A 19,545-nucleotide genomic window follows, 5' to 3' on the forward strand; every position below is an offset into this window, starting at 1 on the left:
ATCAGATGCCCGCGGGCGCGCGTTGGTGCCAGTCGGTCGCTTGCTGGAAGGCGTGCGCCGCGTGCAGCAGCGTGCCTTCGTCGAAGTAGTTGCCGATCAACTGCAGGCCGACCGGCATCGAGGCCTCGCCGAAGCCGGCAGGCAGGCTCATGCCGGGCAGGCCGGCCAGGCTGGCGGGCAGCGTGAATATGTCGGCGAGGTAGTTCGCCACCGGGTCGTCGCTCTTGTCGCCGAGCTTCCAGGCCACCGTCGGGGCGACCGGGCCGGCGATCACGTCGCACTGCTTGAAGACAGCCTGGAAGTCGTCCGCGATCATGCGGCGCAGCTTCTGCGCCTGCAGGTAGTACGCGTCGTAGTAGCCGTGGCTCAGCACGTAGGCGCCGATCATGATCCGGCGCTTGACCTCGGCGCCGAAGCCTTCGGCGCGGCTGCGCTTGTACATGCTGAGCAGGTCGGTGTACTTCTCGGCACGGTGCCCGAAGCGCACGCCATCGAAGCGGCTCAGGTTCGAGCTGGCCTCGGCCGGCGCGATGATGTAGTACACGGGGATCGACAGCTCGGTGCGCGGCAGGCTCACGTCCACCAGGGTGGCGCCGAGCTTTTCGAACTCGGCCAGCGCGGCGCGCACGGCGCCGTTCACGTCGGCGGCCAGCGCGGCCGGGAAGAATTCTGCCGGCAGCCCGATGCGCAGGCCCTTGAGCGGTTGCGCGGCCGTCGCGCCCTCACGCGGGGCCTTCAGCGCGCCGATGAAGTCGGCGGGCGGGCGCTCGGCGCTGGTGGCGTCGCGCGGGTCGAAGCCGCTCATGGTTTGCAGCAGCAGCGCGCAGTCTTCGGCGCTGCGGGCGAAGGGCCCGGCCTGGTCGAGGCTGGAGGCGAAGGCGATCATCCCGTAGCGCGAGCACACGCCGTAGGTCGGCTTGATGCCGGTGACGCCGGTGAAGCTGGCCGGCTGGCGGATCGAGCCGCCGGTGTCGGTGCCGGTCGCCGCCGGAATCAGCCGCGCGGCCACCGCCGCCGCCGAACCGCCCGACGACCCGCCCGGCACGCGGCTCGCGTCCCAGGGGTTCTTGACGGCGCCGTAGGCCGAGTTCTCGTTGCCCGAGCCCATGGCGAACTCGTCGCAGTTGAGCTTGCCCAGCGTCACGGTGCCGGCGTCGGCGAGCTTCTTCACGACGGTCGCGTCGAAGGGGCTGCGGTAGCCGGCCAACATCTTCGAGCCGGCCGTGGTGGGCAGGTCGGCGGTGACGAAGACGTCTTTGTGCGCCAGCGGCACGCCCAGCAGCGCGCCGCGTTCGCCGGCCGCGCGGCGGGCGTCGGCGGCCTGGGCCTGCTGCAGCGCCAAGCCTTCATCGACGCACAGGAAGCTGCCGAGTTGTTGGTGCGTCGCAACCCGTGCGAGCAGATGTTTCGTCAATTCGACGCTGGAGACGTCTTTCGCGTCGAGCGCGCGGCCCAGGTCGGCCGCGGTCTTCAGGTGCCAGTCACTCATTCGATGACCTTGGGAACGAGGAACAGGCCGTCTTCCACGGCCGGGGCACTGCGCTGGTTGAGGGCACGCTGATCGGTCTCGGTGACCACGTCGTCGCGCAGGCGCAGGTGCACGTCCTGCACCGCAGACAGCGGGGTGTAGAGCGGCTCGACCCCGCTGGTATCGACCGCACTCATGCGCTCGACGATGGAGAAGAAACCGTTGAGTTGCTGGAGCATCGCGGCTTGTTCGGCCGGCTGGAGTTCGAGCCGGGCCAGGTGAGCGATGCGACTCACGTCGTCAGGGGACAGGGGCATGGAAAAGCACTCCCGCAAGCGGGTTCACGAGGGTGAATTAGGGGGTGATTGCAGTATTATCCCCGGTTATCCACAACCCCCTTGAAGCACACAATTCCCTGGTATTTCGGGGCTTTCGTGGTGTTTTTCGGAGCCGTTCTGGGCTGATTCCAAAAGCGCGCGCGTCGCCGTCGCCTCGGGCGCGCGCATCCAACACCCCAACACACAAGAAACGTCGTCGAAGCTGGTCTGCCGCACGCGTCCGCTGCAAGCTCCGCCTTTGCCCTTCAGCCACGCCCGATCACCTGACGACACCAACGCCCATGTTTGCTTCCCTGCGCCGCTACTTCTCGACCGACCTCGCCATCGACCTCGGCACCGCCAACACGCTGATCTATGTGCGTGGCAAGGGCATCGTGCTCGACGAGCCCTCGGTCGTTGCCATCCGCCACGAGGGCGGGCCGAACGGCAAGAAAACCATCCAGGCCGTCGGGGCCGAAGCCAAGGCCATGCTGGGCAAGGTGCCCGGCAACATCGAGGCCATCCGCCCGATGAAGGACGGCGTGATCGCCGACTTCACGGTCACTGAGCAGATGCTCAAGCAGTTCATCAAGATGGTCCACGACTCGAAGATGCTCAAGCCGAGCCCTCGGATCATCATCTGCGTGCCCTGCGGCTCGACCCAGGTCGAGCGCCGCGCCATCCGCGAATCGGCCCTCGGTGCCGGCGCCAGCGAGGTCTACCTGATCGAAGAACCCATGGCCGCCGCCATCGGCGCCGGCCTGCCGGTGTCCGAAGCCAGCGGCTCGATGGTGGTCGACATCGGCGGCGGCACGACCGAAGTCGGCGTCATCTCGCTGGGCGGCATGGTCTACAAGGGCAGCATCCGCGTCGGCGGCGACAAGTTCGACGAGTCGATCATCAATTACATCCGCCGCAACTACGGCATGCTGATCGGCGAGCCCACCGCCGAAGCCATCAAGAAGCAGATCGGCTCGGCCTTCCCGGGCTCCGAAGTCAAAGAGATGGAAGTCAAGGGCCGCAACCTCAGCGAAGGCGTGCCGCGCAGCTTCACGATCAGCTCGAACGAAATCCTCGAGGCCCTGACCGACCCGCTGAACCAGATGGTCTCGGCGGTGAAGAACGCGCTCGAACAGACCCCGCCCGAACTCGGCGCCGACATCGCAGAGCGCGGCATGATGCTCACCGGCGGCGGCGCCCTGCTGCGCGACCTGGACCGCCTGCTGGCCGAAGAAACCGGTCTGCCGGTGCTGGTGGCCGAAGATCCGCTGACCTGCGTGGTGCGCGGTTGCGGCATGGCGCTGGAGCGCATGGAGCGCCTGGGCAGCATCTTCACCTCCGAGTGAGCGTGACGCACTTCACACAGCCGGCGCGTGGTCCACGTGGCCGGCTTTTTCGCTTCAATTAGCCGACAGCCGACCCGTTTCCCCGTCGATGCCACTCGGAACCCTTGATCGCACCCCGCCGCCCTTCTTTCGACAGGGGCCCTCGGCGCTCACGCGGCTGATGTTCTTCTCTGCGCTGGCGCTGTTCTTGATGATCGCGGACACGCGCTTTTCGATCACCCAGCCGGTGCGCGCGCTGGTCGCGACGGTGCTGCACCCGGTCGAGCGCGTGTTGCGGGTGCCGATCGACGCGATGGGCTCGGCGCACGGCTACCTCTCCGGGCTCGACGACGCGATCAACAACGAGCAGACGGCGCGGCGGGCGCTGGCGGCACAGGCCGAGCGCACTGCCAAGGTCGATCTGCTCGAAAAAGAAAACAACCGCCTGCGCGCGCTGCTGCACCTGCGCGAGGCGCTGCAGGTGCATTCGCAGGCAGCCGAGGTGCTGTACGACGCGGCCGACCCGTATTCGCGCAAGGTCATCATCGACCGCGGCGCGCGCCAGGGCGTGGTGGTGGCCTCGCCAGTCATCAACGAAGCCGGCGTGCTGGGCCAAGTGACGCGCGTGTACCCCTACAGCGCCGAGGTCACGCTGCTGACCGACAAGGAAGCCGCCATCCCCGTGCTCAACGTGCGCACCCAGGCGCGCAGTGCCGCCTTCGGCAACCCCAACGGCGCCGGGCTCGAACTGCGCTTCATGGCCGGCAACGCGGACGTGCAGGTGGGCGACGTGCTGGCGACTTCGGGCGTCGATGGCATCTACCCGGCCGGCGTGCCGGTGGCCACCGTGACGAACATCGACCGCAAGGTGGACGCCGGCTTCGCGCGCATTGCGCTGGCGCCTCTGGCCCAGCCCGACAGCGTGCGTCATGTGCTGGTGCTGGAACCCATCGGCGTGCAACTGCCGCCACGGCCGGCACCGACCGACGAGGTGGCGGGCGACCGTCCCGGTGAAAAGGCGGCCGACAAGGGCAAGAAAGGGGCGCGCCGATGATGCCGCGCGGTTCGGACCAGCTGCTGCTGCCGGTCAACCCGTTGTTCATGTGGACGTCGCTGCTGCTGGCGTTCGCGGCCAACCTCGTGCCCATGGGGCGCAACCCCGCACTGCCCGACCTCCTGGCGCTGGTGCTGGTGTTCTGGAACGTGCACCAGCCGCGCCGCGTCGGCGTGGGCGTGGCCTTCGTGTTCGGCCTGATGATGGACGTGCACGACAGCGCCGTGCTCGGCCAGCACGCGCTGGCTTACACGCTGCTGAGCTTCTTCGCGATCACCATCCACCGTCGCCTGCTGTGGTTCGGCCTGCTGTCGCAGGCGCTGCAGATCCTGCCGCTGTTCGTGGCCGCGCACGTGGTGTCGCTCACCGTGCGCATGCTGGTCGGCGGCATGTTCCCGGGCTGGGAACTGATGCTGGCGCCGGTGTTCGAAAGCCTGCTGTGGCCGGTGGTGTCGCTGGTGCTGCTCGCACCCCAGCGACGCCCGCCCGACCCCGATCAAAACCGTCCTCTCTAAAACCACCGTGGCCATGACACCGGCGAGCCCAGCGAAGCCGCCATCGAGCAACGCGCGAGGACCGGCTTTGCCGGCCGACCCGTGGCGCCCCCTCGGGGGGCAGGAGCGGGAGCGACGTGGGGGCCCCATTCCATGACGGAGCTGAAGAACGTCGAGCAAGAGCTGAGCCGCTTCCGCAAGCGGCTGCTGGTCGCGGCCGCGTTCGTGCTGTTCGCGTTCAGCCTGATCCTGGCGCGGCTGGTGGTGCTGCAGGTGCTGCGGCACGAAGAGCTGTCGGTGCGGGCCGAGAACAACCGCATCGCTGTCGTGCCGGTGGTGCCCAACCGCGGGCTGATCGTCGATCGCCACGGCGTGGTGCTGGCCAACAACTACTCGGCCTACACGCTCGAGATCACGCCCTCGAAGGTGGACGACCTCGAAGCCGCCATCGACGCGCTGAGCCAGATCGTCGAGATCACGCCGCGCGACCGCAAGCGCTTCAAGCGCCTGATGGATGAAAGCAAGAGCTTCGAGTCGCTGCCGATCCGCACCAAGCTCACCGACGAGGAGGTGGCGCGCTTCACGGCGCAGCGCTTCCGCTTCCCGGGCGTGGACATCAAGGCGCGGCTCTTCCGCAACTACCCGCTCGGCGAGGTGGGCAGCCACCTGATCGGCTACATCGGCCGCATCAACCAGGCCGAAAAAGCCCAGATGGAAGACTGGCCCGAAGAGCAGGCCGACAACTACCGCGGCACCGAATACATCGGCAAGCTGGGCATCGAGCAGTCGTACGAAGGCGAGCTGCACGGCATCACCGGTTTCGACGAGGTCGAGACCAGCGCCGGCGGGCGCGCCGTGCGGCGCCTCAACAGCCACTCGGCCACGCCGGGCAACAAGCTGGTGCTGTCGATCGACATCAAGCTGCAGGCGCTGATCGAAGACATGTTCGGCGGCCGGCGCGGCGCACTGGTGGCCATCGACCCGCGCAACGGCGAGATCCTCGCCTTCGTCAGCAAACCGACCTTCGACCCGAACCTGTTCGTCGATGGCATCGACAGCGAGTCGTGGAAAGAGCTGAACGAATCCATCGACAAGCCGCTGCTCAACCGGGCGCTGCGCGGCACCTACCCGCCAGGTTCGACCTTCAAGCCCTTCATGGCGATGGCCGCGCTCAACAGCGGCAAGCGCAGCGCGACGCAGGTGGTGCACGACGGCGGCACCTTCCAGTTCGGCAACCACGTGTTCCGCAGCCACGGCGACGGCGGCCTGGGCGCGGTGGACATGCACCGCTCCATCGTCAAGTCGAGCAACGTCTACTACTACTCGCTGGCCAACGAGATGGGCGTGGACCTGATGCACGAGCAGCTGAGCCCGTTCAGCTTCGGCCGCAAGACCGGCATCGACCTCGAAGGCGAGGTCACCGGCGTGCTGCCGTCCACCGCCTGGAAGAAGCGCGCCTACAAGAAGCCCGAGCAGCAGAAGTGGTACGCCGGCGAGACCATTTCGCTGGGCATCGGCCAGGGCTACAACAACTTCACGATGCTGCAGGTGGCCAACGCGATGTCCACGCTGGTTTCGGGCGGCCAGCGCTTCCAGCCGCACCTGGTGCGCGAGGTCGAGGACGTCGAGACGCGCGAGCGCAAGCCGGTCAACGTCAAGACCGACGAGCCGCTGGCCTTCAACCCCGAGCACGTGGCCGTGGTGCTGCGCGCGATGCACGGCGTGACGCAAGAAGGCACCTCGACGCGGGTGTTCGCCGGCGCCCCTTACAAGAGCGGCGGCAAGACCGGCACCGCGCAGGCCGTGGGCGTGCGCCAGAACGAGAAGTACAACGCCAGCAAGCTCGAAGAACACAAGCGCGACCACTCGCTGTACATCGCCTTCGCACCGCTCGAAGCGCCGACCGTGGCGCTGGCGGTGGTGGTCGAGAACGCGGGCTTCGGCGCACAGGCCGCCGCGCCGATCGCGCGCCGCGTGCTCGACTACCTGCTCGTCGGGCAGTACCCGAGCGAAGAAGACCTGGTGCTCACGCGCGAGGGCAAGTCGTCGGCGCCGGTGGGCACGCCGCGCCTGGCCTCGTCGGTGCCGCTGCCGGGCGCGTCGCCGAATGCCGTGGTGCCCGGGCCGGTGGCGCAGGCCGCCACGGTGCCGGCCTCCGCGGTCGCGCCGGCGGCGTTCCGCAGCGTGCTGGCGGCCTCGGCCCCCGCGTCGGCGGCTGCGACACCCCCGGCCGCTTCGCAGGCCGAACGACCACTCGGCGGGAGCCCCACGCGATGAACGCCGTCTTCGACAAACCCCCGCTGTGGACGCGCATCAAGCCGATCTTCATCGGCTTCGATGGCTGGCTGCTGCTGGCGGTGCTGCTGCTGGCTGCGGGCGGGCTGGTGACGATGTACTCCGCCGGGTTCGACCACGGCACGCGCTTCGTGGACCACGGCCGCAACATGCTGCTGGCGGTGGCCCTGTTGTTCGTCGTGGCCCAGGTGCCACCGCAGCGGCTGATGGCGTTTGCCGTGCCGCTGTACATCGTCGGCGTGCTGCTGCTGCTGGGGGTGGAGTTCTTCGGCATCACCAAGAAGGGCGCGACGCGCTGGCTCAACATCGGCGTCGTCATCCAGCCCAGCGAGATGCTCAAGATCGCCACGCCGCTGATGCTGGCGTGGTGGTTCCAGCGCCGCGAGGGCCAGTTGCGCGTGCCGGACTTCCTGGTCGCGGTGGCGCTGCTGGCGGTGCCGGTCGGGCTGATCATGAAACAGCCCGATCTGGGCACGGCGCTGCTCGTGCTGGCCGGCGGCATCTATGTGATCTTCTTCGCCGGCCTGTCGTGGAAGCTGATCATCCCGGTGTTCGTGATGGGGGTCGTGGCCATCCTCGCGCTGGTGCTGTCGGAGGACCGGATCTGCCAGCCCGACGTGGACTGGCCCATCCTGCACGGCTACCAGAAGAACCGCGTGTGCACGCTGCTCGACCCGACCGCCGACCCGCTGGGCAAGGGCTTCCACATCATCCAGGGGATGATCGCCATCGGCTCGGGCGGCATCTGGGGCAAGGGCTTCATGAATGGCACGCAAACGCACCTGGAGTTCATCCCCGAGCGCACCACCGACTTCATCTTCGCGGCGTTTTCCGAAGAGTTCGGCCTGGCTGGCTGCATTGCGCTGCTGCTGGGTTTCATCTTCCTGATCTTCCGTGGGCTCTTGATCGCGGCCGATGCGCCGACGGTGTTCTCGCGGCTCCTGGCCGGGGCCATCACGCTGGGCTTCTTCACCTATGCCTTCGTCAACATGGGCATGGTGAGCGGCATCCTGCCGGTGGTGGGCGTGCCGTTGCCCTTCATCAGCTACGGCGGCACGGCGATGGTGACGCTCGGGCTGGGGCTGGGCATCCTGATGTCGATCTCGAAAAGCCGGCGCCTGATGCAACGCTGAGCGCGGCTGCATCACGCACCATCCGCCCCCCGCCGGTCGCCTTGCGCCGGAACGCGGGGTGACGCGCCACGCCGGGGCCGATAAGCTCGGCGGGATGCACCCCGACACCCAGTCCCCCCTCGCCGACCACCCGCACGACCCGCCCCGCCCGCGCGTCGGCTTCATCGGCGTGGGCCGCACCGGCGCGGCGCTGGCCGAACGGCTGCTGTCGCTGGGCTACCAGGTCGCGGTGCACGACCGCGATTCACAGCGTGAAGAACAAGCCGTGGGCTCAGGCGCGATGGCCTGCGCCACACCGGGCGGCGTGGCCTCGTCGAGCGACGTGCTGGTGGTGACCGTGGGCGACGCGGCGCAGACGCACGAGGTGCTGTTCGGTGCCCATGGCGCGGTGCCCTCGCTGCGCGCCGGCAGTGCCGTGATGCTGTGCGCAACGCTCGCCCCACACGACACCGAACGCATCGCCCAGGCTTTGCAGCAACGCGGCATCGACTGCCTCGATGCACCGCTGGCCGGCCCCAGCGAGCGCGCCCGCGAGGGCCACATCGGCCTGTTGCTGGCCTGCCCGCACGACACGCTGGAGCGCCACCGCCGCCTGGTCACCGACCTTTCGTCGCACGTGCACGTGGTGAGCGAACACACGGGCGACGCGGCGCGCACCCAGCTCGTCAATGCCTTGCTCGCCGCCGCCAACCTCGCGGCGGCGGCCGAGGCGCTGGCCCTGGCCGAACGCCTGGGGCTGAACGTGCCACGCACGCTGGAAGTCATCGAGCAGTCGTCGGGCCAGAGCTGGATCGCCAACGACCGCCTGCACCGCGCGCTGCGCGGCGACTACCTGCCGCGTGCGCGCACGGCGCTGATGCAGCGCGACACGGGCCTGGCCGTGGCGATGGCCCGCGCCGCCGGGGTCGAACCCCCGATGGGTGCGCAGGCCGCCGCGCTGTTCGCCGAGGCCTGCAAGAACGGCCTGGGCGGCATGGACGACGCGAGCGTCCTCGAGCTGCTGCGCCGCCGCTCGGCGGGCTGACGGCCGAACCACCCGCGGGCTGTGCTGGCGAGGGCCGCTCAGCCGGACTGGGGTTTCGGCCGGGTGAGGAACTCGCGCTCGATGTCCACCGTCGGGCGCACGCCGATGTCGTCGCCGTGCGCGGCCAGCCAGCGGTCCGCCGCCCCGCGCCCGTACCCGAACAGCTTGTCGAGAAAGCCGCGGTCGGTGTCGAACTTGCTGTTGGCGCCCAGCGCGCCCAGGTGCTCGTCGTCGGCCACCATGTGCAGGCGCAGGTTCTTGTAGCGGGTCTCATCCAGCCGGCCCTCGGCGATCAAACGCGAGACGAAGTGGATGGCGCGCATCTCGCCCATCAGGCTCGCGTTGAAGTTGATCTCGTTGAGCCGGTCGAGGATGTCCACCGTGCGCCTCGGCGTGCCCTCGCGCCGCAGCGGGTTGATGCGCACCAGCAGCACGTCGAGCGCCTGCGTGTTGTAGATCAGCGGAAAGATCGCCGGGTTGCCGGTGTATCCGCCGTCCCAGTAGGGCTCGCCGTCGATCTCGATGGCCTGGAAGAGGTGCGGCAGGCAGGCCGACGCGAGCAGCGCATCGATGCTCAGTTCGTGCGTCGTGAAGACGCGCGGCTGGCCGGTGATGACATTCGTCGCGGTGACAAAGAGGCCCAGGCTGCACGCGTGCAGCGCGGTTTCGTCCACGTGACGTTCGAGCACGCTGCGCAAGGGGTTCAGGTTGAGCGGGTTGAACTCGTACGGGCTGAACGAACGGAAGAACGTGTCGAGGAAGCGGTAGCCCGGCAGGTGCGAGAGCCGGAACGGGTCGCTCAGCGCGTGCGAACCGCCGGTGGTGAGCGGCGCGAAGATCGCGCCCGAATGGCTGATGTCACCCCAGAAGGCTGCCAGTGCCTCGCGCGCCCCCTTGCGCCCGGCGCGGTGGTAGCCGGTGGCCAGCACGGCCGCGTTCAGCGCGCCGGCGCTGGTGCCCGACAGGCCGCCGAGCGCGATCGATTCGTCTTCGAGCAAGCGGTCGAGCACGCCCCAGGTGAAGGCCCCGTGCGAGCCGCCGCCTTGCAGCGCGAGGTTGAGCGAACGAACGGGGGCGGGGTCAGGTCGCGGCATCGGGGGCGTGGGGTGACGGGGGCGTGGGGGTGGACGAAGAAGGGGCCGCGGGCGGCAGCGCGTTCAGCGGTGCCGGCAGCGTGGGCGTGCCGGGGTCATTGCTGGGTTCGGCCACCGGGGCCAGCGCCGCGAAGCGCAGCGTGAAGCGCGCACCCGGGCCGTGGCCGGCCGGCGCGGGTTCGCCCCCGACGGCGGGCGGCGGGTGGGCGTCTTCGAGCACGATCTCGACGTGGTGGCGCTGGGCGATCTCGCGCACGATGGCCAGGCCCAGGCCCGAGCCATCGACATCGGTGCCCAGCGCCCGGTAGAAGGGCTGGAACACCAGCTCGCGTTCGGCGAGCGGGATGCCGGGGCCGGTGTCCTCGACCTGCAGCACCACGACCTGGCCGAAGGGGTCGGCCACCACGCGCACGGTGACCGTGCCGCCCTCGGGCGTGTAGTGCAGGGCGTTGTCCACCAGGTTGCGGATCATCTCGCGCAGCAGCAGCGCACGCCCCAGCACCAGCGGCGCCGGCCGGGCGCGCGCATGCGGGCCTTCGTAGCCGAGGTCGATGCGCTTGTCCATCGCGCGCGGCACGAAGTCGCGCACGGTGTCGGCGGCGAGCTTGGCCAGGTTCACCGGCTGGTCGGCCGTGGCCTGCGAGGGGTCTTCGGCCCGCGCCATCGCCAGCAGCTGGTTGACCATGTGCGCGGCGCGCTGGCTGGCCACGGCCATCTGCCGCAGCGATTTCTTGATGGACTGCGGGTCGCTGTGGCCGGCGTCGATCTCGCGCTGGATCAGCTCGGCCTGCGTGCGCAGGCCGGCCAGCGGCGTCTTCAGCTGGTGTGCCGCGTCGGCCAGGAAGTGCTTCTGCGAGCGGATGCTGCCGTCCAGCCGCGAGAGCAGGTCGTTGATGGCGCGCACGAGCGGCGACACCTCTTCGGGCGCGTCGCGTTCGTCGATCGGGCTCAGGTCGTGGCTCTCGCGCTTGCGGATGCGCTGCTGCAGCGCATTGAGCGGCGCGATGCCGCGCGCCAGCGCCAGCCACACCAGCAGCACCGCCACCGGCAGGATCACGATGTGCGGCAGCATCACGCCCTTGGTGATCTCGACCGCGAGCCGCGAGCGCTTGCCCAGGGTTTCGGCCACCTGCACCAGCGGCGGCGTGGGGCCGGGCTGCTCGATGTCCACCCACACGTAGGCGACGCGCACGTCTTCACCGCCGATGGTGTCGTTGCGCAACTGCACCTGGCCGGTCCGGCGCGGTGCGTCGCCGGGCGGCGCCGGCACGATGCGCTCGCCACTGACGAGTTCGCTGCGCAGGCCGAGCACCTGGTAGTACACGGTGTCGGACTCGTCGGTGCGCAGCAGCTCGGCCGCGCCGGTGGGCAGGCTGAAATCGGCCTTCGAGCCGGCCGGCGAATGGCTGATCGTGACCTGCTGCGCCAAGGCGCGCGCCAGCTCGCCGAGCTGGCGGTCGTAGGGCTGGTCGGCGATGCCCTGCGCAACCAGCCAGGTCAGCACCACACTCATCGGCCACAACAAGAGCAGCGGCGCGAGCATCCAGTCGAGGATCTCGCCGAAAAGGGAACGTTGTTCTCGCGCGAACGGCATGCGGGCCAGGATAGGGGCGCTGCCTTGCGCGAAGCTGTACAGGGACTTCAGCCGGCGATCTTTTCGAGGCAGTAGCCCAGCCCGCGCACGGTGGCGATGCGCACCGGCCCGTGCTCGATCTTCTTGCGCAGGCGGTGGATGTAGACCTCGATCGCGTTGTTGCTGACCTCGTCGCCCCACTCGCACAGCCGCTCGACCAGCTGGTCCTTGCTGACCAGCCGCCCCGCGCGCTGCAGCAGCACTTCGAGCAGGCCCAGCTCGCGCGCCGACAACTCGATCATCTGGTCGTTCAGGTACACCACGCGGCCGGTCGCGTCGAAGGTCAGCGGCCCGTGCTTGATGACGCCCGAGGCGGTGCCCAGGCCGCGCCGCGTCAGCGCCCGCACGCGCGCTTCGAGCTCTTGCAGCGAGAAGGGCTTGGCCATGTAGTCGTCGGCGCCCAGGTCCAGGCCCTTGACGCGCTGCTCGACGCTGTCGGCCGCCGTCAGGATCAGCACCGGCACCGTCACCCCGCGCCCGCGCAGCCGGCTCAGCACCTCGAGCCCGTGCAGCTTGGGCAGCCCCAGGTCGAGGATCACGAGGTCGAACTCGTGCGAAGCGAGCGCCGCATCGGCCTCGGTGCCGGTGGCCACGTGGTCCACCGTGTAGCCGGCCTGGCGCAAGGATCGCAGCAGGCCATCGGCCAACACCTGGTCGTCTTCGGCAATCAAGAGGCGCATGCGGGTTCTCCGTCGGGGGCTCCTGGCCCGAATTCATTGTAGGGATGGCCCTGTGACGGGCTGGAAAAAGACTGTACAAACATCCAGCATTTGAGAATAATCGCCGAACTTTTGGAGATCAGCCCCATGGACGCACCGGTGAAGCCCTCGACCCTCAACAGCGAAAAAGCCAAGGCCCTGCAAGCGGCCCTGGCCCAGATCGAAAAGCAGTTCGGCAAGGGTTCGATCATGCGCCTGGGCGAAGGCGAAGTCATCGAAGACATCGAGGTGGTCTCCACCGGCTCGCTCGGCCTCGACATCGCGCTGGGCGTCGGTGGCCTGCCGCGCGGCCGGGTGGTCGAAATCTACGGCCCCGAGTCGTCGGGCAAGACCACGCTGACGCTGCAAGTCGTCGCCGAAATGCAAAAACAAGGCGGCACCTGCGCCTTCATCGACGCCGAACACGCCCTCGACGTGCAATACGCGCAAAAGCTCGGCGTCAACCTGCAAGAGCTCTTGATCAGCCAGCCCGACACCGGCGAACAGGCGCTCGAAATCGTCGATGCGCTGGTGCGCTCGGGCTCGGTCGATCTGGTCATCATCGACTCGGTCGCCGCGCTCACGCCCAAGGCCGAAATCGAAGGCGAAATGGGCGACAGCCTGCCCGGCCTGCAAGCCCGCCTGATGAGCCAGGCGCTGCGCAAGCTCACCGCCACGATCAAGAAGACCAACACCATGGTCATCTTCATCAACCAGATCCGCATGAAGATCGGCGTGATGTTCGGCTCGCCCGAAACCACCACCGGCGGCAACGCGCTGAAGTTCTACGCCTCGGTGCGCCTCGACATCCGCCGCATCGGCAGCATCAAGAAGGGCGAAGAAGTCATCGGCAACGAGACCAAGGTCAAGGTCGTGAAGAACAAGGTCTCGCCGCCGTTCAAGACCGCCGAGTTCGACATCCTCTACGGCGAAGGCATCAGCCGCGAGGGCGAGATCATCGACATGGGCGTCGAAGCCAAGGTGCTCGAAAAGAGCGGTTCCTGGTACGCCTACAACGGCGAAAAGATCGGCCAGGGCAAAGACAACGCGCGTGAGTTCTTGCGTGAGAACGCCGACCTCGCCGTCGAGATCGAAAACAAGGTGCGCGAGGCCGTGGGCATTCCCCTGCTGCCGACCGGCACCCCGGGCGAGCCAGCCCCTGCCGCCAAGGCCGGCAAGGCCGCGAAAGAAGCCAAGGAATAAGCCGCGCCCGGGGCTTCGACGGTGGGCACGAAAGCGGGCCCGTCGCGGCTGTCGCTCAAGGGGCGCGGGCTTCAACTGCTCAGCCAGCGAGAGCACAGCCGCAGCGAGTTGCGGCGCAAGCTGTTGGCCTACCTGAAGGTCGAACAACGCGCCGCGCAACAAGCAGCAGGCGGCGCGCGAGCGACCGGTGGCCACGCGGCGAATTCACCTGACCGGCACCTGTCCGATCCGTCGGCAAGCGCCGATGACACGGCCGAGATCGGCACTGTCGCCGAGGTCTGGGGCACCGCCGAGGCACGCGCGCCCCTCCACGCCGCGGCCGACACCGACCCGGCCGAGGCCGCCGCCCAGGTCGAGGCCGTGCTCGACTGGCTGCAGGCCCACCGCTACCTCAGCGAAGAGCGCTTCGCCGAAAGCCGCGTGCATGTGCGGGCGCCGCGCTACGGCAACCTGCGCATCCGCCAAGAACTCGCGCAGCACGGCGTGGCCCTGACCCCCGATGCAACCCAGGCCCTCAAGGACAGCGAACTGCCTCGGGCCCAAGCCGTCTGGCAGCGCAAGTTCGGCCAGCCGGCGAGCGATGCGCGTGAGCGCGCCAAGCAGGCCCGCTTTCTGGCCGCGCGCGGCTTTTCGGCCGAGGTGATCCGGCGCGTCGTTCACACCCGCCCCACCGGCACCGACGACGACGTGGGCGCGCCCTTCGCCGACGACACGGCAGACACCTGACGACCGCCTGACGACCCAGGGCGCGGGCTGGTTTTCTGCACAAATATGGTGCAGTGCGAAGTGCTACATTCGCGGGCTTCCGCGCTACGGGCTTTCCCGCATCGCCCCCTCCCACCCACCGCCCGCCACATGGCCCTGCCACCCGCTGCGCCTGAGCGCCAACTCAAGCACCGCCGTCAGATCGACGTGCAGGTGTTTGCCCGTGGCGATGGCCTGTGGGAAGTCGATGCCCGGCTGACCGACATCAAGACCCGCGACGCGCGACTTGGCGGCCAGATCCGTCCCGCCGGCGAGCCGATCCACGACCTGCTGCTGCGCCTGGTGATCAACAGCCGGCTCGACATCGTCGAGGCCGGCGCGCACTCCGAACGCACGCCCCACCCCGGCCATTGCGACGACCACGGCGACGCCTACACGCGCCTGGTCGGCCTGAACCTGCTCAAGGGCTTCCGCTGGGCCGCGATGGAACGCCTGGGCGGGGTGCAAGGCTGCACCCACCTGACAGAACTCGCCCAACTGCTGCCCACCGCCGTGATGCAGGGCCTGGCTGGCGAGGGCGTGTCCCCCTTCAAAGCTGGCAACGACGACAAGCCGCCGTTCCAGCTCAACCGCTGCCACGCGCTGCGCACCGACGGCGAGGTGGTGCGCCTGCACTACCCGCGGTGGCACCAGCGCCGCGCCGGCAACGACGACCCGACCCCTTCCGCGACGGCGGTTCCGTCACCCCTTTCTGGAACTTGAGCAAGAGAGAGTGCGATGAAGATTCATGAGTACCAAGGCAAGGAACTGCTTCGCCAGGCCGGCATTCCCGTGCCGCGCGGCTACCCCGCGTTCAGCGTGCTGGAGGCCGATGAAGCCGCCCAGAAGCTGGGCGGTTCGATCTGGGTGGTGAAGGCGCAGATCCACGCCGGCGGCCGCGGCAAGGGCGGCGGCGTGAAGCTGGCCCGCACGCGCGACGAGGTGAAGCAGCTCGCGGGCGAGATCCTCGGCATGCAGCTCAAGACCCACCAGACCGGCCCCGAAGGCCAGAAGGTGCGCCGCCTGCTGATCGAAGAAGGCGCGGACATCAAGAAGGAGTACTACGTCGCCGCCGTCACCGACCGCGGCACGCAGCGCGTCGCGATGATGGCCAGCAGCGAAGGCGGCATGGACATCGAAGAGGTCGCCCACGCCACGCCCGAGAAGATCATCAAGGTCTTCGTGGACCCGGCGACCGGCCTGACCGACGCGCAAGGCGCCGAGTTGGCCAAGGGCATGGGCGTGCCCGAAGCCTCGCAGGCGCAAGCCATCGACGTGCTCAAGAAGCTCTACCAGTGCTACATGGACACCGACGCCTCGCTGGCCGAGATCAACCCGCTGATTCTTGAAGGCAACGGCAACATCAAGGCCCTCGACGCGAAGTTCAACTTCGACTCGAACGCGCTGTTCCGCCACCCCGAGATCGTCGCCTACCGCGACCTCGACGAAGAAGACCCGGCCGAGATCGAAGCCTCGAAGTTCGACCTCGCCTACATCCAGCTCGACGGCAACATCGGCTGCCTGGTGAACGGCGCCGGCCTGGCGATGGCGACGATGGACACCATCAAGCTCTTCGGCGGCGAGCCGGCGAACTTCCTCGACGTGGGCGGCGGCGCCACCGCCGAGAAGGTCACCGAGGCCTTCAAGATCATGCTCAAGAGCCCCAAGGTCGAGGCCATCCTGGTCAACATCTTCGGCGGCATCATGCGCTGCGACACCATCGCCGAAGGCGTGATCACGGCCTGCAAGGCGGTCAACCTGAAGGTGCCGCTGGTCGTGCGCATGAAGGGCACCAACGAAGAACTGGGCAAGAAGATGCTGGCTGAAAGCGGCCTGCCCATCATCAGCGCCAACACGATGGCCGAAGCAGCCGACGCCGTGGTCAAGGCCGCCGCGGGCAAGAAGTAAGACGAGGCAAGCACATGAGCATCCTGATCAACAAAGACACCAAGGTCATCACCCAGGGCATCACGGGGAAGACCGGCCAGTTCCATACCCTCGGCTGCCAGGCCTATGCCAACGGCAAGAACGCGTTCGTCGCCGGCGTGAACCCCAAGAAGGCGGGCGAGAAGTTCGCCGACATCCCCATCTACGCGTCCGTCAAGGAAGCCAAATCGCAGACCGGCGCCACCGTCTCGGTGATCTACGTGCCGCCCGCAGGCGCGGCCGCCGCGATCTGGGAAGCCGTCGAAGCCGACCTCGACCTGGCCATCTGCATCACCGAAGGCATCCCCATCCGGGACATGCTCGAGGTGCGCAACAAGATGAAGCAGAAAGAGGCCGCTGGCGGCAAGAAGACGCTGCTGCTGGGCCCCAACTGCCCGGGCCTGATCACGCCCGATGAAATCAAGATCGGCATCATGCCGGGCCACATCCACAAGAAGGGCCGCATCGGTGTCGTGAGCCGCTCGGGCACGCTGACGTACGAAGCCGTCGCGCAGCTCACCGAGCTGGGCATCGGCCAGTCGAGCGCGGTCGGCATCGGCGGTGACCCGATCAACGGCCTGAAGCACATCGACGTGATGCAGATGTTCAACGACGACCCGGACACCGACGCCGTGATCATGATCGGCGAGATCGGCGGCCCCGACGAGGCCGACGCGGCCCGCTGGTGCCAGAAGAACATGAAGAAGCCGATCGTCGGCTTCATCGCGGGCGTCACCGCGCCTGCGGGCAAGCGCATGGGCCACGCCGGCGCGCTGATCTCGGGCGGCGCCGACACGGCCGATGCCAAGCTCGCCATCATGGAAGAGTGCGGCTTCACCGTGACGCGCAACCCGTCGGAGATGGGCCGCCTGCTCAAGGGCCTGATCTGACCGATCCGCGTCCGCGCAGCTTGCGTGAACCAGGGCCGCCGCGTGCGGCCCTTTTCATTGGTGCATGCGAACTCGCGGCCGGGCCTGGTTTCATGCGGCCGCGCCGCGCAGCGGGCCTCTACACTGCGCGGCGTGCCGCCTTCGGGCGCGCTGCACGCACAACGCAATAAGAAAGTAGGACTCTGCATGGAGCAGTTCTTGACGCCGCAGTTCTGGTTCGCGGTCGGCCAGATCATCATGATCGACATCCTGCTGGGCGGGGACAACGCGGTCGTGATCGCGCTGGCCTGCCGCAAGCTGCCGGCCAAGCAACGCACGCAGGGCATCCTGTGGGGCACGGCCGGCGCCATCGTGCTGCGCGTGATCCTGATTTTCTTTGCGCTCACGCTGCTGCAGGTGCCCTTCCTCAAGCTCGTCGGCGCAGCGCTGCTGCTGTGGATCGGCGTCAAGCTGATGGCGCCCGACGAAGACGACGGCCACGGCAAGATCGAAGGCAGCGACAAGCTCTGGGGCGCGGTCAAGACGGTGATCGTGGCCGACCTCGTGATGAGCGTGGACAACGTCATCGCCATTGCCGGCGCGGCCGAAACGGCCGGCGGCGACCACACGATGCCGCTGGTGATCTTCGGCCTGCTGGTCAGCATCCCCATCATCGTGTGGGGCAGCCAGCTGGTCATCAAGCTGATGGACCGCTTCCCCGTGATCATCACACTGGGCGCGATGCTGCTGGGCTGGATCGCCGGCACCATGGCGGTCGGCGACCCGGCGCTGATCAAGCCCGAGGTCGTGGCCTGGATGCCCAAGATCGTCGTCAGCGACGTGGTGAAGTACGGCGCGGGTGTTGCCGGTGCCCTGCTGGTGCTGGCCCTCGGCAAGGCGGTGATGGCCGCGCGCTCGCAACCGGCCGACGGCGCCGCCTGAGGCCGACCGCGGCATGGCGATGGGTGGCGCGCTCGGCTTTGCATTGATCCTCGGCAGCGTGTTGCTGCTGGCGGCGCTCGCCTACCTGGCCTGGGCGCTGCCGCGGCTCGACACACCGGTGGCCGCGTTAGCCACCGCCGTGCTGGCGATGGGCTGCCTGTTCGCCGCCGCGCTGTCGCGCATGCCGATCGCGCTGGCCTGGGCGGTTGGCGCGGCGGCGCTGGCGATGGGGCACGCGGGTTTCGTGCTCGGGCGCCGCCCGCCGCCCCCACCGCGGTCGGCGCCCGAGCCGACCCCCGCCCGCGCGCCCGCACCGCCGCCGCTGCTGCAACCCGCCGCGCCCGACCGCAAGATGCTCGGACGCTACCGCATCGAACGCGAACTCGGCCGCGGCGCGATGGGGGCGGTCTACCTCGGGCAAGACCCCAAGATCGGCCGGCAGGTGGCGATCAAGACCATGGCGCTCAGCCAGGAATTCGAAGGCGCCGAGCTGGTGGAGGCCCGCCAGCGTTTCTTCCGCGAGGCCGAAACGGCGGGCCGCCTGCAGCACCGCGACATCGTCACCATCTTCGATGCCGGCGAAGACCAGGGCCTGGCCTACATCGCGATGGAATTCTTGAAGGGACAAGACCTGCAGGCCTGCACCCAGCCCGGCCGCCTGCTGCCGGTGGCGACCGTCGTGCGCATCGCCGCACGCGTGGCCGAAGCGCTGGCCTACGCGCACAGCCACGGCGTGGTGCACCGCGACATCAAGCCCGCCAACGTGATGGTCGATCCGACCACCGAGGCGGTGAAGGTCACCGACTTCGGCATCGCGCGCATCGGCGACGCGAGCCGCACGCGCACGCGCACCGGCCTCGTGATGGGCACACCCTCGTTCATGTCGCCCGAGCAGATGAGCGGCGCACGGGTCGATGGCCGCACCGACCTCTATTCGCTCGGGGTGATGCTGTTCCAGCTGCTCACGGGCCGCCTGCCGCACCGCTCGGACTCGATGGCCACGCTGATGCACCAGATCGCCAACGAGCCGGCCGCCGACGTGCGCACGCTGCGCCCGGACCTGCCCGAAGCGCTGGCGCGTGTCGTCGCCCGCGCGCTCGAAAAACGTCCCGACGCCCGCTATGGCGACGGCCACCAGATGGCGCTGGACCTGCGGGCCGTGCTTCCGCAACTGGGAGACGACGTCAAGGGGCCCGACCCGGCGGGGCCGTCCACCCCCCCTGATTCCGACGAATTCCAGGCCACGGTGAAGATGATTCGTGATGTTCCAGGGCACAATTCCGGCCTCTGATCCCCACCCAACCCTCGACGTTCCTGTCCGCGCCA

18 protein-coding genes are annotated in these 19,545 nt (G+C 68.6%); 13 read left to right on the top strand and 5 right to left on the bottom strand.

Translation table 11 applies throughout. The features are described from left to right. Position 1 precedes the first annotated feature (1 nt). On the bottom strand, positions 2-1,489 hold the full coding sequence (gatA, locus tag AC1KAT_RS17560; protein WP_480328265.1) for an Asp-tRNA(Asn)/Glu-tRNA(Gln) amidotransferase subunit GatA: 1,488 nt from the start codon (positions 1,487-1,489) through the stop codon (positions 2-4). After that, the gene (gene gatC, locus AC1KAT_RS17565; protein WP_480328266.1) at positions 1,486-1,785 is read right to left on the bottom strand and encodes an Asp-tRNA(Asn)/Glu-tRNA(Gln) amidotransferase subunit GatC; all 300 of its coding nucleotides are present in this window, start codon (positions 1,783-1,785) and stop codon (positions 1,486-1,488) included. Before gatC ends, gatA begins: the two co-directional genes overlap by 4 nt. Before the next feature lie 302 nt (positions 1,786-2,087). Between gatC and AC1KAT_RS17570 the strand changes: the two genes are divergently transcribed. The 6 genes from AC1KAT_RS17570 (at position 2,088) to AC1KAT_RS17595 (ending at position 9,110) form a co-directional block, all read left to right on the top strand. Continuing rightward, positions 2,088-3,131 (top strand): rod shape-determining protein, encoded by a 1,044-nt coding sequence (locus tag AC1KAT_RS17570; RefSeq protein WP_480328267.1) that lies wholly within the window; start codon positions 2,088-2,090, stop codon positions 3,129-3,131. Positions 3,132-3,219: 88 nt separating this feature from the next. Continuing rightward, positions 3,220-4,164 (top strand): rod shape-determining protein MreC, encoded by a 945-nt coding sequence (gene mreC, locus AC1KAT_RS17575; protein ID WP_480328268.1) that lies wholly within the window; start codon positions 3,220-3,222, stop codon positions 4,162-4,164. Then, positions 4,161-4,679, top strand: coding sequence for a rod shape-determining protein MreD (gene mreD, locus AC1KAT_RS17580; protein WP_480328269.1), 519 nt, complete (start codon positions 4,161-4,163; stop codon positions 4,677-4,679). Before mreC ends, mreD begins: the two co-directional genes overlap by 4 nt. A gap of 132 nt (positions 4,680-4,811) precedes the next feature. Continuing rightward, entirely contained in the window at positions 4,812-6,935 is a 2,124-nt protein-coding gene (gene mrdA / locus AC1KAT_RS17585) for a penicillin-binding protein 2 (protein ID WP_480328270.1), read from the top strand. Beyond that, positions 6,932-8,086, top strand: a complete 1,155-nt coding sequence (rodA, locus tag AC1KAT_RS17590; RefSeq protein ID WP_480328271.1) for a rod shape-determining protein RodA — start codon at positions 6,932-6,934, stop codon at positions 8,084-8,086. Before mrdA ends, rodA begins: the two co-directional genes overlap by 4 nt. Before the next feature lie 94 nt (positions 8,087-8,180). After that, entirely contained in the window at positions 8,181-9,110 is a 930-nt protein-coding gene (locus tag AC1KAT_RS17595) for an NAD(P)-dependent oxidoreductase (RefSeq protein WP_480328272.1), read from the top strand. A gap of 38 nt (positions 9,111-9,148) precedes the next feature. On the opposite strand, the gene AC1KAT_RS17600 is transcribed toward AC1KAT_RS17595, so the two are convergent. Genes AC1KAT_RS17600 through AC1KAT_RS17610 form a run of 3 tightly spaced genes read right to left on the bottom strand, consistent with a single transcriptional unit; the run spans position 9,149 to position 12,517 of the window. Continuing rightward, positions 9,149-10,204 carry a patatin-like phospholipase family protein gene (locus AC1KAT_RS17600; RefSeq protein ID WP_480328273.1) on the bottom strand — a complete coding sequence of 352 codons (1,056 nt, stop codon included), beginning with the start codon at positions 10,202-10,204 and terminating at the stop codon, positions 9,149-9,151. Next, positions 10,191-11,798, bottom strand: coding sequence for a sensor histidine kinase (locus tag AC1KAT_RS17605; RefSeq protein ID WP_480328274.1), 1,608 nt, complete (start codon positions 11,796-11,798; stop codon positions 10,191-10,193). Before AC1KAT_RS17605 ends, AC1KAT_RS17600 begins: the two co-directional genes overlap by 14 nt. Positions 11,799-11,845: 47 nt before the next feature. Continuing rightward, entirely contained in the window at positions 11,846-12,517 is a 672-nt protein-coding gene (locus AC1KAT_RS17610) for a response regulator (protein ID WP_480328275.1), read from the bottom strand. 126 nt (positions 12,518-12,643) lie between these two features. Between AC1KAT_RS17610 and recA the strand changes: the two genes are divergently transcribed. The 7 genes from recA (at position 12,644) to AC1KAT_RS17645 (ending at position 19,510) form a co-directional block, all read left to right on the top strand. Beyond that, the gene (gene recA, locus AC1KAT_RS17615) at positions 12,644-13,738 is read left to right on the top strand and encodes a recombinase RecA (protein WP_480328276.1); all 1,095 of its coding nucleotides are present in this window, start codon (positions 12,644-12,646) and stop codon (positions 13,736-13,738) included. Positions 13,739-13,759: 21 nt separating this feature from the next. After that, positions 13,760-14,464 (top strand): regulatory protein RecX, encoded by a 705-nt coding sequence (locus tag AC1KAT_RS17620; protein ID WP_480328277.1) that lies wholly within the window; start codon positions 13,760-13,762, stop codon positions 14,462-14,464. Positions 14,465-14,593: 129 nt separating this feature from the next. Then, a complete protein-coding gene (locus AC1KAT_RS17625) occupies positions 14,594-15,205 on the top strand; it encodes a DUF2889 domain-containing protein (RefSeq protein ID WP_480328278.1) in 612 nt (203 codons plus the stop codon). 15 nt (positions 15,206-15,220) lie between these two features. Then, entirely contained in the window at positions 15,221-16,390 is a 1,170-nt protein-coding gene (gene sucC / locus AC1KAT_RS17630; protein ID WP_480328279.1) for an ADP-forming succinate--CoA ligase subunit beta, read from the top strand. Positions 16,391-16,404: 14 nt separating this feature from the next. Then, complete coding sequence (gene sucD / locus AC1KAT_RS17635) at positions 16,405-17,298, top strand: succinate--CoA ligase subunit alpha (protein WP_480328280.1); 894 nt, start codon at positions 16,405-16,407, stop codon at positions 17,296-17,298. Between the two features lie 186 nt (positions 17,299-17,484). Then, positions 17,485-18,219: a TerC family protein gene (locus tag AC1KAT_RS17640; RefSeq protein ID WP_480328281.1), complete on the top strand. Its 735-nt coding sequence runs from the start codon at positions 17,485-17,487 to the stop codon at positions 18,217-18,219. 13 nt (positions 18,220-18,232) lie between these two features. Then, entirely contained in the window at positions 18,233-19,510 is a 1,278-nt protein-coding gene (locus tag AC1KAT_RS17645) for a serine/threonine-protein kinase (protein ID WP_480328282.1), read from the top strand. The last annotated feature ends 35 nt before the right edge of the window (positions 19,511-19,545 follow it).

Source organism: Piscinibacter sp. PDB5-1 (assembly GCF_056676035.1).